The organism is Bacillus sp. FSL P2-0069 (assembly GCF_038593315.1).
GTDB lineage: Bacteria > Bacillota > Bacilli > Bacillales > Bacillaceae > Bacillus > Bacillus safensis.
Genome location: NZ_CP151984.1, coordinates 2995209 through 3009319 on the forward strand (window position 1 = coordinate 2995209; position 14111 = coordinate 3009319).

Sequence of the window (14111 nt, forward strand, 5' to 3'; positions counted from 1 at the left end):
TTTAAATTGACCAATCAAGTGATTCTAAGAATGCATAGACATCCTGATGAACCTTCTCCCGCTCTTTATCAAGCGTGATGACATGGCCTGATTCTTCATACCATTTCAAATGCTTATCATCTGTCTCTACTTCGTTATAAATGATATTCGCACTGTCTGTATTAATCATATGATCGTGACGTGCCTGCACAACAAAAGTAGGTGAATAGATCATGTCGACATTGTTTCTGACATCTGCAATCAGTTCTTGCAGGCTCCTCAGTGTATCCATTGGTGTTTTCTTGAACGCTTCCATTTCTTGTTCAATTTGGTCCTCTGACTTACCCTCAAATTTCTTATAGTTACGGGCATAATCTAGTACACCCTGGTACATGACTTCTTCACTTTTTATGTACATAGGTGCACACATAGGTACAATTCCCTTTACAGGTACAGTGTAACCTAATTTCAATGAAAAAACTCCTCCGAGGGATAGTCCGCAAACTGCAATCTCCTCATAGCCCTCATCTTTTAAGAATTGATAGCCTTCTTCTACATCTTTCCACCAGTCAGCCGGGCCTGTATGGACAAGCTCTTCTGGCGGCACACCGTGTCCTTTATATTGAGGTGCATGGCATGTATATCCTCTTTCGTTCAAATAACGGCCAAGCATTCGAACATCGGCTGTATTCCCAGTAAAACCGTGAAGAAGAAGCACCGCCTTTTCTCCACCTTTAAACGTAAATGGTTTTGGTGTAACAACTTTCATGATGTGACTTCCTTTCCTTCTGATATGGTTTATATTTTCCACTTGTATGTATGAAACAAACACAAAAGAGTGCTGATAATAAAAAAAGGTCTGAAAAAAGATCAGACCTTCTGTTACTCGCGCTTTACACGCCTAAATATGCCAATGCAAGTGTTAAGATGAAGAAAAGCACTGACAAAATAACCGTTAATCGGTGAAGAATCAAGTCAAGGCCTCTCGCTTTTTGCTTACCGAAAAGCTGCTCGGCTCCACCTGAAATAGCGCCTGACAGTCCAGCACTTTTACTTGATTGTAGTAATACAACGATGATAAGTGCGATACTGACAATTACGAGTAATGTGATAACAAATGCGTGCATGAAAACACCTCCAGACAAACTGGTACACATAACTTTATTTTACATGAAAACAAGGTGCATGTCACGAAACATCAAAATAAAGATTTCCTATATATTGTCGACTTGATTCGTTATTTTGATACAATTTCGTTCCAAAGTGCTGATTGCAGCATTTTTATATGAAATTTATCGGTTAAAAACACATTTTAATGAGTTGCTTCTTCCTTCAATAGCTGTTTTAATTCTACTAACAAACGTTCAGCTCCTTCAGGACTCAGCATCACGCTCCCATTTCCATAGCTTTTGTTGTACTTCGTCACTTGTCCCGTTAACAGGCAGCTCTTATCTGCATCATATTTTTTCAGCATAATGGTTTGATCTTCAATGAAAATTTCTAACAGCTGCTCTTCTTTAATATTGAGTACCTTGCGCATTTCTGAGGGCAGAACAATTCTGCCGAGAGAATCAATGTGTCTGACCATCCCAGTCCTTTTCAATGACATTTCCTCCTTGATGATGATATCATTTATTGACTTTTGTCAATATCTTCATAGTAAAATAGATCTTCAAATTTTTTATCAAAGTAATGAATCATTTTGCCAATGACAAGCTGTCCTGGTTTTCGGTGACCATTTAATACCCTGCTAAGTGTGGCAGGAGAGATGCCAATTTCATCAGCGAGCTGATTTAACGACATATCGTTCTCGATCATATACTGCATGACAAAAGCCCGCCTGATCTGAATCTTTTCGACCATCATTACAACCTCCTATGGAATCATTATGTACAACATGTAAGGCTCTCACATCAAGCAGATTCATTAACTTATGTCAACACTTTTACCCCTCTGCTATTTCCTTTGGTCAATGATCATACTAAAATAAGTCATATACTGAAATGTGAGGTTCGATGTCATGAATCACTTTGGTGAACAATTACGCATTTTAAGAGAAAATAGAAAAATGTCGGTCAATCAACTTGCCATGTATTCAGGTGTAAGCGCTGCTGGTATTTCTCGTATTGAAAATGGAAAGCGCGGTGTGCCAAAGCCTTTAACCATAAAAAAATTAGCACACGCCTTGAAGGTGCCTTATGAGGATTTAATGCTGCTTGCCGGTCATATTGAACAGGAACAAGTTCATGAAATGAAACCGAAATATGAGTCCATGTTAAAAATCTATCAAACGGCGCTTCAAAAGGATGTAGAACATCTCCCCATTTTTGACGGAGACAAATGGGAAAGGCTCTCCGCACAAGACATCAGCCAGCTGAATGAATACTTTCTCACGCTCATCGACCAAAAAAAGGCGAACAAATAGCGGGGCATAAACCTAATGTACATCCACCATTAACTAATGTCAATATTTTCATGGTGTGCTTATTGCCAATAGTCAACAAATCAAGTAAAATAGACATATCGAATCTATAACCATGTGAGGTTTTGCGTTGATGAACTTTGGTGCATATTTAAGAGCATTACGTGAGGAAAAGAAGCTGTCGGTGAACCAATTAGCGATGTATTCTGAGGTCAGCGCTGCCGGTATATCTCGTATTGAAAACGGGAAACGCGGCATTCCGAAACCTCCTACGATTAAAAAGCTAGCTGGTGCGTTAAAGGTACCTTATGAAGACATGATGCAGGCTGCGGGCTATATTGAGGAGGCCTCTTCTGTCCATCAGCACGAGGAAGATGATCTTTCTTTATCCAAAATAAAGGAAGCCGCAGCGCAATATGAACTTGATGATCTCGAAATATTTGATGGTAACATATGGTCAACCCTTTCGAAAAAAGAAATAGAGGACCTCAACCGCTATTTGTTATTTATGTTAAACAGCCGTTCGTCCTCATAAATGTTTAAGCTTTTTGCGCCGATTTATGACAGATTTACGGTATAATGGGTTCAGATTGGAGTGAAGAAAGATGAATCAATCTGATATGTGCCCGCGGTTTGAAAAAGCAGTTGAGTTATTGAGTAAACGCTGGGTGGCACTGATTGTTTTTCAGCTTCTCTCAGGTCAGCAGCGCTTTAGTGAAATTGAGGCGGCTCTGACAAATTTAAGTGGAAGAGTTTTATCTGAGAGATTAAAAGAGCTGGAGGCAGCAGGTATTGTAAAACGGGAGGTTTTTGCTGAAACACCCGTGCGCATTGAGTATTCTTTAACAGATATGGGGCGTTCACTTGCACCCGTTTTTGAGGAAATTGCGAAGTGGTCCTCTGAATGGATCACGCTTGAATCATAAAATACCAGCATGCGGACCACCTGATCATCATAAAACAACCTCCCTTACAGATGTAAGGGAGGTTTTGTCTTTTCAACCGCTTAAGCAGATGTGATGTTTTTTTCAGCTAACGCTTTTCTTTCCTTTTTCTTGTTTGTCGGGCTTAAATAGCGTTCGAGCCAGCCCATGACGAGGTCAGCCATAATAGCCATAAGCGCAGTTGGAATCGCACCTGCTAAAATGATAGCTGTTCCGTTTGTGGCGTTTGATCCTCTGATGATGATATCACCAAGTCCTCCCGCGCCCACAAATGTTCCAATCGCTGTAATACCGATGGCAATGACCAGTGCGGTTCTTAAACCAGCCATAATGACTGATAAAGCAAGCGGTAATTCAACCATTCTCAGCACTTGCCATTTCGTCATGCCCATCGCTTTACCTGATTCTAAATAAGCATGTTCAATGCTGACAATGCCCGTATACGTGTTTCTGATGATCGGCAGAAGCGAATACAGAAAGAGTGATAGGATGACTGTATTTGCGCCAAGTCCTAATACAAGCATCAATACGGAAAGCATCGCTAATGCCGGTATCGTTTGAATGACGTTGGTAACGGCGAAGATCCAATTGCTCAGCTTGCGGTAATGCGCGACAAAGATGCCTACTGGAATCCCGACAATTGCCGCAAACAACACCCCATACGCCGACATGAGAAAATGGCGATAAAATTCTTCTAACACATATGACCCGTTCTGCTGATAATACGTCCATAATTGCTGCAGTGTGTCCATCAGCCGTGACACCTCCCCATCTTACTCAAAGTAATTGTGTTTTTTCAGGAAATTCTTCGCAACGGTTGCTGGTTCTTGAAGCTCCCCGTCGACTTGATAGTTCAGCTCTTGCATTTGTTCTGTATCGATTTTTCCGATCAGCCTGTTGATCACCTTATCAAGCCCTGGATTTTCTTTTAAGACTTTCTCCGGGACTACTGGTGATGCATCATACGGCGGGAAGAACCGTTTATCATCTTTTAAGATTTTAAGGTTATAGGCCTTGATTCGTCCATCTGTTGAATAGGCAAGCACAATATCCATTTTTTCATTTTTTAATGCATCATAGACTAAACCAATCTGCATCGGATATGTGCTGCCAAATTTGATTCCGTATGTTTTCACGAACCCGTCATAGCCGTCGCCTTTCTTTTTGAGCCAAATATTATCGACCCCAAATCGGTAATTGGTCGCATTCTTTTTCAAATCAGAGACCTTTTCTAACTTGTTTTCCTTCGCCATCTTCTGCGTCACAGCAAAGGCATACGTATTATCAAATCCATAAGAATCAAACCATTTGTAATCATATCGCTTTTTAAATTCTTTTTGGACGATCTCCATGGCACGCTCCGGGTCTTTTTCCGCATCCATTCCAAGCGTGCTTGTTAAATCCGTGCCTGAATATCTTGTCGCAGAAATGTCGACATCTCCGTTTTCCATTGCTTTCTGCTGCACAGTGTTGGAGCCTAGGTTTTTCACAATAGTCGTCTTTTTATCTGTGTAATGTTCGATCATATCGCCAACCATATAGGCCATAATTTCTGATTCGGTAAAGTTTTGTGCTCCAATTCGCAGCGTGCCCCCTGAGGAGCCGGCTAGTCCAGGAAGTGAACAGCCGCTTATCAATAGCAAGCATCCGGCAAGCAGTGCACTGATCCATGTTGTTTTTCGATTCTTCACATAAGCCAACTCCTTATGAAACTTCCTTCAATCCTTTTAAGCCTTCTGGTGTTACTTTTTTCTCCAGCTTCATTAATGATAGGTCGATGATGACTGCTAAAATTGTGACTGGTATCGCACCCGCAATAATAAATTCCGGCTGATACAGCTGAAGTCCAATCAAAATGTAGTCACCTAGACCGCCTCCACCGATAAAGGCTGCAAGTGTTGTCCAGCCAATCAAATATATCGTTGACGTTCTGACACCTGCCATAATGACCGGTACAGCAAGCGGGAGTTCAACAAGACGAATTTGTTCCCAAGTTGTCATCCCGATTCCTTTACCGGATTCAAGCAAGTTTTTGTTCACACCCTGGACCCCGGCATACGTATTTCTTAAAATAGGTAAAACCGAATAGAAAAAGAGAGCAACGATTGCAGGTATTTTCCCAACCCCCAAAATAGGAATAAAAAAGGCAAGAATCGCTAAACTAGGGAGTGTTTGAAAGATATTCACAACACCGATGATAAAACCTGCGCCTCGCTTCATTCGTGTGAGTACCACACCTAAAGGAACGGCAACGATAATACCAAGCACAACAGCAATTAAGGAAATATATAAATGCTCCCACATTTTTGTGAGGAGTTCCCCACCATTTTTCTCTAGAAAGTCGATGATTTGATCCATGTGTACACCTCCCTTACTTCATTTCAGTGACAGCCGCCGGCGTATCGTCTCCCCAAATGGAGTCGTACACAACATCTACAAGACTTGCACGTGTCACAATGCCTTTTAAGTGCCCTTCTGCATCCACAACCGGTACATATTTAATGCCGCGTATTAAGATTTTCCGGACAGTGTCTCTTAGAAGTGCACCTTCTTGTACGGTATAGAACTCTGTATTTAAAATATCACCAACGAAAGCTGCTTTTCTGCGGTTCGCATCGATTGTTTCAATATCGATATAGCCTTTTAGCACATGATGTTCATCTACTACAAGCAAGGAATCGACCCGCTTTTCTCTCATGATGTAGATGGCATCTGTTAATGTTTTTTCAACTGTAACGGTGACTGGTGACGTGTTCATCATTTGTTCTACACGTTCCATATTCGGATTTGATTGAAGCAGACGTTCTTTGCCGATGAATTCTTCTACGAATTCATTGGCTGGGTTCCGCAGAATATCGTCAGGCGTACCTACTTGGACAATCTCTCCATCTTTTAAAATCACAATTCGATCAGCTAGTTTAATAGCTTCGTCCATGTCATGTGTGACGAATACGATGGTTTTATTTAACGTTTTTTGCAGTTTCTTAAATTCTTCCTGCAATGAATCTCGTGTGATTGGATCAAGTGCGCCAAACGGTTCATCCATTAGGATCAGAGGGGGTTCCGCTGCTAGTGCGCGAAGAACACCGATGCGCTGCTGCTGTCCTCCGCTGAGTTCATGAGGGTAGCGCTCTAAATATTCCGGTCCCATGTCGACAAGCTTCAGCAGTTCACGTGCCCGTTCTTTTCGTTTTTCTTCCGGCCATTTTAACAGCTTCGGAACAAGTGAAATGTTTTGTGCGATGGTCATATGGGGGAACAGTCCAATTTGCTGAATCACATAGCCAATTTCTCTTCTTAATTGAACTGGGTCTTTTTTCATAATGTTTTCTCCCTCGATGAAGATTTTTCCTGAGGAAGGTTCGATGAGTCGGTTGATCATCTTCATGGTTGTTGTCTTACCACAGCCACTCGGTCCAATAAAACAAATAAATTCTCCTTTTGCTATTTCTAAATCAATATTTTTGACAGCTTTTTTTCCGCCTTTATACGTCTTAGATACATTCTCTAGTTTCAGCAAATGAGACACCTCCATTAGTCGGATCAATATTTTCAGAAAATTTACACCTTATTTATTATAGTGCAAACTTTATAAAATAAAAAGTTTATGATGTGTTTGTATTGCATAACATTTATTTAAAATTTTCAGTTAACGGCCTGCTAGATAGAGATCTCTCCTTTTTCCTCCAAATTACGAGCAAATACTCAATATTTATTGTTTTCATCAACAAACAGGTATATGATATATTGTGTTACAAATTGTCAGTCGTGAAGGGATGAATCGGGGAGTGGACAAGCAAGCGTTAGGTGCCATTCAAAAAGCACAGGATCATTATATTGAAAAAGCTGCCGAGAACATGAATGCCTTTGGTCTTTCTTCTACAGTGGGTAGAGTGCTTGGTATCATTCACATGAACCGTAAACCAATGACGCTTGGAGAGCTATCAGAGGCGACAGGCATGAGCAAAACGAGAATGAGTCAAGTCGTTCGAGAAATGCTTGATTTGAATATTGCGGAAAAGGTTTATGAAAAAGGAATACGTAAAGATCTATATGACGTTGAGCAAGATCAATACCAAACGTTTATTTCCTTGTTTGCAGCCAATTGGTCCCGAGTTGTCAGCAAAAACCGCAAGGCACATAAGAAAACGTGCAAGGAATTGCTGGAGCTGCTTGAACAGGACGACCTGCCAGAAGAGACAGAGAATAAAATCAATCTGCTTCTTTCAGAAATCAAGGAAAGTCTTGATTATTATGATTGGATTAGCCGCTTAATTGAATTCTTTGAAAGTGAAGAAGTGTTTAAGCATGTGCCGAAACCTTAAAAAAAGCTGTTTTATTTTACATCATTGTAGAAAAAAACAGCTTTTTTATATACACTTATGACATAAACATTGGAAACATCCCTTTTAAGCCTGCGCCGATCATCTCAACTGCCACTACAGCAAGAATTAATCCCATTAACCGCGTCACGACATTCATCTCTGTTTTCCCCATTTTCCGCATAATGAAACTTGAATAATGAAAGGCATAAAAGGTCATTGCCAGAACGATGACAATGCCGATTAAAATCGTAAACATGTGAAGCATCCCTTGACTTCCCGGGGTTAAACTCATCACTGTAGCGATTGTACCGGGACCAGCGATGATCGGAATCGCCAGCGGCGTAACGGAAACATCCGCCTTTTCTATGCTTTCTGCCTTTTCCTCAGAATGAGGATTTTGGACATGTGACTCCTTGGCATTCAGTAAATTGTAAGCGATACCAAAAATAAAAATACCTCCGGCGATACGGAGTGCATGAATATCGATCCCAAACAATTTGAAAATGAGCCTCCCAGCCAATAGAAAGGCAACCAGAATAATGAAAGAGACCACAATGGCTTTTTTGGCTGTCTGGGAGCGTTCTTTCTCTGTATATCCCTCTGTTAAAGTGATGAAAAGAGGCACGTTTCCAATAGGGTTTGATACAGCAAATAATGAGACCACGACATGAATCATAAAGGAAATCAACAGACACCCTCCTTTTTTCATAGTGTCTGCCAATCTGATGTGAATATTCCCTTGTGATGTTAAAACCTGTCTATATTTAACCGATGATAATAAAGGTTTTATAGAAAGGGGAATGACACATGAAGAAGACGATCACCATCATCCTTCTATCTGTTGCGGTTTTAGGAGCAGCCGGCTGGATGGTTTGGCAGCAGCAGACCATCAAAGCAGCTGAGGAAAAACATCAGCAAGAAAGCAAAACGAACGACGAGCAGCTTTCGAAGTTAACATCAGATCAAGCGGATATGAAGCATGAAAACGAAGATCAAAAAAAGAAACTGTCTACCATCACCAAAAAGCTCAAAAACGAAAAGAAAGCCTATCAAAAAGAAGTCAAGCAGCGTAAAATACTTGAGGCAAAAATTGACCAGCTTCAAAAAGAGCTGACAGCAGCGAAAGCCACTGCTCAAGCGAATAAACAGAGCGCACAGGCTACAAGGCAACCAACTGTTAAAAAAGACCCAAATGTCACTCACAATCCGCCCTCACAATGGGTACAGGATCAATATGATTGGGGTGTGAAACAAGGATATATTAAAGAATAGAAAGGATGAAAAAACATGATACACATTCGGCCATTGTCAGGTGATCAATCCGTCCCTATGGATCTTTTACTCTTAGCTGATCCTTCAAAGGAAAAGGTTCTTACTTATGTGCAATCCGGCTCTTGTTATGCCGCGTATCATGATCGGGACGTGATTGGTGTCTATGTGCTTTTATCTCTGTCTCAGCAGACAGTCGAAATCATCAATGTCGCCGTGAAGGAATCATGGCAAGGAAAAGGAATTGGGAAGCAGCTGATCCGCCATGCCATTGCTGAAGCGAAAGCCGCAGGTTTTCACACGGTTGAAATCGGCACAGGCAACTCGAGCATTCAGCAACTCGCACTTTATCAGAAATGCGGCTTCCGCATGATATCTATCGACCACGATTTCTTTCTTAAGCATTATGATGAACCGATTTTTGAAAATGGCATTCAGTGTATGGATATGGTACGGCTGTCACTCACTTTGTAAGCAGACTGATGTTTTGTTCCGTCTGCTTTTTTTATGTTCTGCGCTTTTTTACCACATGCTTCACATATTGAATGAAGAAATAAAGCACGGCGCCAGCTAAAAAGCAGACCACACATCCAAAGAGCGTCGCCTCTGAGCTGAATTGATACTCTTCAATTTTCATGATATAAAATGGCATGCCAAACAATGTTGGGCTTGATTCAACATGATTGACCTCTAGCAGCAGTAAAAAAACAGGGGTCATAAACACAGCAAATACATACAGCATCGCAAGTGTTATACCGCTGGAAAACGAATGAAATACTTTGATCATCTCTTTCTCTCCTTCATCTCTTTTAAACTGGCTGTGATATTTTTTCCGTCAGGGCAAGCTGGATGCAGCATCACCGTATTCAGTAAAGAAAAAAACAGCAGCTGATGACTTACAGGATGCTTCCATATCATAAAAAGCACAAGCGAACAAAGCACTGGAAAGAGCGGGCCTGCAAGTGCCACTATCATATTGAAGCTCGGCCGGACAAATTTCTCATGGACGACCGCCACATGCTTCCAATCAATCGTGATCACAAAATCAAAGAGCGGCCTTTTTTCGATCTTGTTACACAACATGATCATCAGCATATGACCGAGTTCATGTATCATCACAACCGCTAGGAAACTACACACAAGTTCTATCATCGCAAGACAGGCCTCTTTAACATGACCGTATATATACAGCTATAAAATGCAAGTGAACCTAACAGATAGGCGGTGGCGAGAAGATACACATCTGCTGAAAGCCACTTCAATAAAAGCATATCGATGAAGCTGAATACAGCAATCATCATCACGATGACAAACAGTTTATTAAACTCACTGATCTTCACGATAAACCCTGTACAGGCCGCCATGGCAGTGATCAACAAAATGGACAAACTTGCGAGGCCATGACCTTCACTTTCAATACCTATCACCATAGATGCAAACCCAATAAACACAAAATATATCAACAAATTAATAGCGTAATAAAATAAAATTCTCGACAATAAATAAGCACCCTTTGATGTATTTAACATAAAGATGGCCCTTTGATTCATATGATATTCTCTGCCAATCATCAGTGGAAGCATGATCAATATTTCCTTTAATGCATACTGCACAATAAAGGCATACATCCAGCCGGTTTCTACAGGTGTAAAAACAATAGGCAACCCCGCAGTCAAACAAACGAGAAATAAAAACAAAATGCCCTGTTCTTTAAAAACAGCTGACCGGCTGAAATAGACCAATTCCTGCCGCAGGTGCGTCAGAAAGGAAGATTCCGTTCTAATTTTCTTGTAAGAAAACGACTTTACCTCTGTTTTCAGCTGCAAAAACATCTGATGGACATAAGAAGCCGCTAACCCCTTCAGCCATAGCCAGCCAGCGCTTAGAAGGAGCACGAGAAATATGAGATAGACTGATGGCCATACTCGGATCATTTCCATTGCTTTTTTCAAAAGGAGAAACACCAATAGATTCAGCACCGCAAAGCCGAGCGTTTGCAGCAGTAAATGCTCTTTTGTTTTTGAGACGAAACGGCTCACAGCAATCCGCATCACCATCCAAGAAGCAAGTGCAAGCAGCGCGAGTACACAGCAAGTCATGCATACAGCCGTTATCCAATACAAAGATGGCGTAACACCGCTGATCAAAAGGCCTAAGACAATCGGTAAAAAAAGCAGTCCTACCATGAGAAAACAAAAGAGCATCGGAAAGAAATACACACAAAGGACAAATGGCACACTTTGTATCGCACTATTCAAAAAGTAGAATTGATATTCTTGGCGCTTTAATTTATTGCGGGATAACACAATACCTGCGCCTAAAAGTAAAAGCGTCATTTTCATCAATTGAAGATAAATAGCAGCCGGCTCAGTTTCTCCTGCCTGCATAAAAAAGCGCAGGCTGATGACGACGTATATCGCATACATGAGCAAGAAAAAAACCGCGGCTGCGAGAAGCTGTATAGGGTACTTTTTGGCAAGCTGCTTTCCTTTCGTTGTCAGCATCCCCCATTCTATTTTATGAAGAACGTGTCGTGTCCAAATCATTGAGTAACCTCTCCACCTGCATATAGTAATCTCGATTCATTTCTTTATAAATCTCTTCAAGTGCCTGATGAGGAAATGTCTGAGTCGTTTCTTGGCGGGACATATCCAGCTTGACGTCCCCATTTCTTAAGATCATGAGATGATCATAAAGCGTATCACCAAAGCTCAAATGATGGGTTGAAATGAGAATGCCAGCGCCTTGATCTCTCAGCTTCATGAGCACCTTTTTTAAGATGATCATCATATCTGGATCAAGTCCGTTCGTTGGCTCATCAAACACATAATAATCACATGGCCTGAGGAGCTGTGAAATGATCTGCGTTTTCTTTTGATTGCCATGAGACAGCTGAGCGATAGGCTGATCCATATAAGAACCCAGCTCAAACAGATCGATGAACGTCTCTTCCCGTGTGACATCTTGCTCATTTGGCAGCTGAAGTAATTGAAAGTATTCCCTCGGTGATAAATAATCGAACAATGAATGCTCGTCAGGAATATAGGAAACATGTTTTTTCAATAAGGAGATATGTTCTGAGGATTGAAGGTTCAGCTGTTTACCATGTAAAGTGACGCATCCTTTAAATGGCGTCAGCCCAAACATGGATTGGATTATCGTCGTCTTTCCCGCACCATTATGCCCCAAAAGCAGCAGCATCTGCCCTTTCTCGACATTCATTTGAATATTGCGGAGAGAGAAGGTGCGGCTATATGTTTTTTCTTTTAATCGTAATGTCAGCATCATATCCCTCCGTTTGTTTCAGATAGAACAGATGCCCTTGCATCTGTTCTCATCCCTGTTAAAAACCGCACTGGATTTTAACGTACATGCCTAATAATTTGAACTCACCTAAAAATTTGGAGCCTCGTCCAAAGGTCTTGCATGCCCAGATCAATGCTCCAAGTGAAATAATGCCCAATATAGCGGCAAGGACATAAATCCAAAATGCGTTTTTCTGTACATTCTTAGAAGTTAGAATTCGTTGCTTCCTTTCATCATATGCCGCCAATAGGTGAAGAACATACATATATACACCTACTGGAAAACGAAGGCTAAAAGGATTCAGCATCTCATCACCCCCTAATATATGTAAAATGATACCACCCCCTTACAGAAAGCATAAGTTCATTTCAGATCATATTTTTAGTCGATTTTTCATGATTTAGTGCTTATAAATGGAGGGGATTTTGCCTTCTTCTCTAACTGAAGAAGGATTTTTTACAGAAATAGGATAAGCCAAATGAATCAGCCAGCGGATTTCGCTTAACACAAAAAAACGCTGCGCCCCGCTCTCATGAAAGAGCGGAACGCAGCGCATAGCTGACATTATTTATTCAAGTTATAGAATGTTGCAATGCCGTGATATTGTGCTGTTTCAGCCAATTGATCTTCGATGCGAAGTAATTGGTTGTATTTCGCCACACGGTCCGTACGAGACGGAGCACCTGTTTTGATTTGTCCAGCGTTTGTTGCAACAGCGATGTCTGCAATCGTGCTGTCTTCAGTTTCACCAGAACGGTGAGAGATAACAGCTGTATATCCTGCGCGTTTTGCCATTTCGATTGCATCAAATGTTTCAGTTAATGTACCGATTTGGTTTACTTTGATCAGGATTGAGTTACCAACGCCGTTTTTGATTCCTTCAGATAGCTTCTTCGTATTTGTAACGAACAAGTCGTCTCCTACTAGCTGAACCTTGCTGCCAAGGCGCTCAGTTAATAGTTTGTGACCTTCCCAGTCGTTTTCATCAAGGCCGTCTTCGATAGAGATGATTGGGTATTTTGATACCATATCTTCATACCAGTCAACCATTTCAGCAGATGTTTTCACAACACCTTCACCTGATAAATGATATTTACCGTCTTCTTTGTTGTAGAACTCAGAAGATGCAGCATCCATAGCAAGCTTCACTTCTTCACCTGGTTTGAAGCCAGCTTTTTCGATCGCTTCAACGATTGTTTGAAGTGCTTCTTCGTTAGAACCAAGGTTTGGAGCGAATCCACCTTCATCACCTACAGCTGTGTTTAAGCCTTTTGCGCTTAATACAGATTTCAGGCTATGGAAGATTTGAGCGCCCATGCGAAGTGCTTCACGGAAGTTCGGTGCACCTACAGGCATAATCATGAATTCTTGAATGTCTACGTTGTTATCCGCATGCTCTCCGCCGTTGACGATGTTCATCATTGGTACTGGAAGCGTTTTGGAGTTGAATCCACCAAGGTATTGATAAAGTGGAATTTGTAAGAAATCAGCAGCCGCACGCGCTACAGCGATAGATACGCCAAGGATTGCGTTTGCGCCTAATTTCCCTTTGTTTTCTGTTCCGTCAAGTTCGATTAACATTTTGTCAATTGCTACTTGTTCTGTTACATCAAAGCCTAAAAGCTCTGGTGCAATGATTTCGTTTACGTTGTTTACAGCTGTCAGAACACCTTTTCCAAGGTAACGGTCTTTGTCTCCGTCACGTAGTTCTACTGCTTCATATTCACCAGTAGAAGCACCACTTGGAACAAGCGCACGGCCAAAGCCGCCAGATTCTGTGTAAACTTCTACTTCAACTGTTGGGTTACCGCGAGAGTCTAATACTTCGCGTGCATATACGTCAACAATGTATGGCATCGTTATTTC

General features: G+C 41.3%; 21 protein-coding genes. 6 read left to right on the forward strand and 15 right to left on the reverse strand.

What is annotated here, in order from left to right; genetic code table 11:
• Position 1: 1 nt before the first annotated feature.
• The 4 genes from NSQ34_RS15420 to NSQ34_RS15435 form a co-directional block, all read right to left on the reverse strand.
• Complete coding sequence (locus tag NSQ34_RS15420) at positions 2 to 748, reverse strand: carboxylesterase (RefSeq protein WP_024423480.1); 747 nt, start codon at positions 746 to 748, stop codon at positions 2 to 4.
• A gap of 124 nt (positions 749 to 872) precedes the next feature.
• Positions 873 to 1106, reverse strand: coding sequence for a preprotein translocase subunit SecG (secG, locus tag NSQ34_RS15425; RefSeq protein WP_003212746.1), 234 nt, complete (start codon positions 1104 to 1106; stop codon positions 873 to 875).
• Between the two features lie 185 nt (positions 1107 to 1291).
• Positions 1292 to 1582 (reverse strand): AbrB/MazE/SpoVT family DNA-binding domain-containing protein, encoded by a 291-nt coding sequence (locus tag NSQ34_RS15430; protein ID WP_024426058.1) that lies wholly within the window; start codon positions 1580 to 1582, stop codon positions 1292 to 1294.
• 29 nt (positions 1583 to 1611) lie between these two features.
• Complete coding sequence (locus tag NSQ34_RS15435) at positions 1612 to 1845, reverse strand: helix-turn-helix transcriptional regulator (protein ID WP_024426059.1); 234 nt, start codon at positions 1843 to 1845, stop codon at positions 1612 to 1614.
• 154 nt (positions 1846 to 1999) lie between these two features.
• On the opposite strand from NSQ34_RS15435, the gene NSQ34_RS15440 reads away from it, so the two are divergent.
• From NSQ34_RS15440 to NSQ34_RS15450, 3 genes are all read left to right on the forward strand, one after another.
• The gene (locus NSQ34_RS15440) at positions 2000 to 2404 is read left to right on the forward strand and encodes a helix-turn-helix transcriptional regulator (RefSeq protein ID WP_024426060.1); all 405 of its coding nucleotides are present in this window, start codon (positions 2000 to 2002) and stop codon (positions 2402 to 2404) included.
• Positions 2405 to 2534: 130 nt separating this feature from the next.
• Positions 2535 to 2936 carry a transcriptional regulator gene (locus NSQ34_RS15445; RefSeq protein ID WP_024426061.1) on the forward strand — a complete coding sequence of 134 codons (402 nt, stop codon included), beginning with the start codon at positions 2535 to 2537 and terminating at the stop codon, positions 2934 to 2936.
• 70 nt (positions 2937 to 3006) lie between these two features.
• The gene (locus NSQ34_RS15450; RefSeq protein ID WP_024423485.1) at positions 3007 to 3327 is read left to right on the forward strand and encodes a helix-turn-helix domain-containing protein; all 321 of its coding nucleotides are present in this window, start codon (positions 3007 to 3009) and stop codon (positions 3325 to 3327) included.
• A gap of 80 nt (positions 3328 to 3407) precedes the next feature.
• Here the strand turns inward: NSQ34_RS15450 and NSQ34_RS15455 are convergent, their stop codons facing one another.
• From NSQ34_RS15455 to NSQ34_RS15470, 4 genes are read right to left on the reverse strand one after another with little or no spacing between them, the layout of a single operon-like run.
• Positions 3408 to 4097, reverse strand: coding sequence for an ABC transporter permease (locus tag NSQ34_RS15455; protein ID WP_024423486.1), 690 nt, complete (start codon positions 4095 to 4097; stop codon positions 3408 to 3410).
• 21 nt (positions 4098 to 4118) lie between these two features.
• Positions 4119 to 5036, reverse strand: a complete 918-nt coding sequence (locus tag NSQ34_RS15460) for an osmoprotectant ABC transporter substrate-binding protein (RefSeq protein WP_342500963.1) — start codon at positions 5034 to 5036, stop codon at positions 4119 to 4121.
• A gap of 13 nt (positions 5037 to 5049) precedes the next feature.
• Positions 5050 to 5703 carry an ABC transporter permease gene (locus NSQ34_RS15465; RefSeq protein ID WP_024426063.1) on the reverse strand — a complete coding sequence of 218 codons (654 nt, stop codon included), beginning with the start codon at positions 5701 to 5703 and terminating at the stop codon, positions 5050 to 5052.
• Between the two features lie 13 nt (positions 5704 to 5716).
• A complete protein-coding gene (locus NSQ34_RS15470; protein WP_025094044.1) occupies positions 5717 to 6865 on the reverse strand; it encodes a betaine/proline/choline family ABC transporter ATP-binding protein in 1149 nt (382 codons plus the stop codon).
• A gap of 268 nt (positions 6866 to 7133) precedes the next feature.
• On the opposite strand from NSQ34_RS15470, the gene NSQ34_RS15475 reads away from it, so the two are divergent.
• Positions 7134 to 7670: a GbsR/MarR family transcriptional regulator gene (locus NSQ34_RS15475; protein ID WP_024423490.1), complete on the forward strand. Its 537-nt coding sequence runs from the start codon at positions 7134 to 7136 to the stop codon at positions 7668 to 7670.
• Positions 7671 to 7725: 55 nt separating this feature from the next.
• Here the strand turns inward: NSQ34_RS15475 and NSQ34_RS15480 are convergent, their stop codons facing one another.
• Positions 7726 to 8358: an NAAT family transporter gene (locus NSQ34_RS15480; protein WP_098677551.1), complete on the reverse strand. Its 633-nt coding sequence runs from the start codon at positions 8356 to 8358 to the stop codon at positions 7726 to 7728.
• Positions 8359 to 8477: 119 nt separating this feature from the next.
• Between NSQ34_RS15480 and NSQ34_RS15485 the strand changes: the two genes are divergently transcribed.
• Positions 8478 to 8942, forward strand: coding sequence for a hypothetical protein (locus NSQ34_RS15485; protein ID WP_098677550.1), 465 nt, complete (start codon positions 8478 to 8480; stop codon positions 8940 to 8942).
• Positions 8943 to 8957: 15 nt separating this feature from the next.
• Positions 8958 to 9413, forward strand: a complete 456-nt coding sequence (locus NSQ34_RS15490) for a GNAT family N-acetyltransferase (protein WP_098677549.1) — start codon at positions 8958 to 8960, stop codon at positions 9411 to 9413.
• A 31-nt stretch (positions 9414 to 9444) separates the two neighbouring features.
• Here NSQ34_RS15490 and NSQ34_RS15495 read toward each other — a convergent pair whose 3' ends face one another.
• From NSQ34_RS15495 to eno, 6 genes are all read right to left on the reverse strand, one after another.
• Positions 9445 to 9726, reverse strand: a complete 282-nt coding sequence (locus tag NSQ34_RS15495) for a hypothetical protein (protein WP_024426069.1) — start codon at positions 9724 to 9726, stop codon at positions 9445 to 9447.
• On the reverse strand, positions 9723 to 10091 hold the full coding sequence (locus tag NSQ34_RS15500; protein WP_098677548.1) for a hypothetical protein: 369 nt from the start codon (positions 10089 to 10091) through the stop codon (positions 9723 to 9725). Before NSQ34_RS15500 ends, NSQ34_RS15495 begins: the two co-directional genes overlap by 4 nt.
• Positions 10088 to 11485 (reverse strand): hypothetical protein, encoded by a 1398-nt coding sequence (locus NSQ34_RS15505; protein ID WP_098677547.1) that lies wholly within the window; start codon positions 11483 to 11485, stop codon positions 10088 to 10090. The genes NSQ34_RS15500 and NSQ34_RS15505 overlap by 4 nt, the downstream gene beginning before the upstream one ends.
• The gene (locus tag NSQ34_RS15510; RefSeq protein ID WP_024423497.1) at positions 11457 to 12224 is read right to left on the reverse strand and encodes an ABC transporter ATP-binding protein; all 768 of its coding nucleotides are present in this window, start codon (positions 12222 to 12224) and stop codon (positions 11457 to 11459) included. Before NSQ34_RS15510 ends, NSQ34_RS15505 begins: the two co-directional genes overlap by 29 nt.
• 58 nt (positions 12225 to 12282) lie before the next feature.
• Entirely contained in the window at positions 12283 to 12552 is a 270-nt protein-coding gene (locus NSQ34_RS15515; protein ID WP_024423498.1) for a hypothetical protein, read from the reverse strand.
• Between the two features lie 257 nt (positions 12553 to 12809).
• A complete protein-coding gene (eno, locus tag NSQ34_RS15520; RefSeq protein ID WP_003212752.1) occupies positions 12810 to 14102 on the reverse strand; it encodes a phosphopyruvate hydratase in 1293 nt (430 codons plus the stop codon).
• Positions 14103 to 14111: the final 9 nt, after the last annotated feature.

Bases quoted from the DNA above. Each gene is read 5' to 3' on its own strand.
- NSQ34_RS15440 (WP_024426060.1), top strand. From the start codon at position 2,000: ATGAATCACTTTGGTGAACAATTACGCATTTTAAGAGAAAATAGAAAA.
- NSQ34_RS15500 (WP_098677548.1), bottom strand. From the start codon at position 10,091: ATGATAGAACTTGTGTGTAGTTTCCTAGCGGTTGTGATGATACATGAA.
- NSQ34_RS15490 (WP_098677549.1), top strand. From the start codon at position 8,958: ATGATACACATTCGGCCATTGTCAGGTGATCAATCCGTCCCTATGGAT.
- NSQ34_RS15465 (WP_024426063.1), bottom strand. From the start codon at position 5,703: ATGGATCAAATCATCGACTTTCTAGAGAAAAATGGTGGGGAACTCCTC.
- NSQ34_RS15505 (WP_098677547.1), bottom strand. From the start codon at position 11,485: ATGATTTGGACACGACACGTTCTTCATAAAATAGAATGGGGGATGCTG.
- secG (WP_003212746.1), bottom strand. From the start codon at position 1,106: ATGCACGCATTTGTTATCACATTACTCGTAATTGTCAGTATCGCACTT.
- NSQ34_RS15495 (WP_024426069.1), bottom strand. From the start codon at position 9,726: ATGATCAAAGTATTTCATTCGTTTTCCAGCGGTATAACACTTGCGATG.
- NSQ34_RS15445 (WP_024426061.1), top strand. From the start codon at position 2,535: ATGAACTTTGGTGCATATTTAAGAGCATTACGTGAGGAAAAGAAGCTG.
- NSQ34_RS15485 (WP_098677550.1), top strand. From the start codon at position 8,478: ATGAAGAAGACGATCACCATCATCCTTCTATCTGTTGCGGTTTTAGGA.
- NSQ34_RS15510 (WP_024423497.1), bottom strand. From the start codon at position 12,224: ATGCTGACATTACGATTAAAAGAAAAAACATATAGCCGCACCTTCTCT.
- eno (WP_003212752.1), bottom strand. From the start codon at position 14,102: ATGCCATACATTGTTGACGTATATGCACGCGAAGTATTAGACTCTCGC.
- NSQ34_RS15515 (WP_024423498.1), bottom strand. From the start codon at position 12,552: ATGCTGAATCCTTTTAGCCTTCGTTTTCCAGTAGGTGTATATATGTAT.
- NSQ34_RS15450 (WP_024423485.1), top strand. From the start codon at position 3,007: ATGAATCAATCTGATATGTGCCCGCGGTTTGAAAAAGCAGTTGAGTTA.
- NSQ34_RS15435 (WP_024426059.1), bottom strand. From the start codon at position 1,845: ATGATGGTCGAAAAGATTCAGATCAGGCGGGCTTTTGTCATGCAGTAT.
- NSQ34_RS15455 (WP_024423486.1), bottom strand. From the start codon at position 4,097: ATGGACACACTGCAGCAATTATGGACGTATTATCAGCAGAACGGGTCA.
- NSQ34_RS15420 (WP_024423480.1), bottom strand. From the start codon at position 748: ATGAAAGTTGTTACACCAAAACCATTTACGTTTAAAGGTGGAGAAAAG.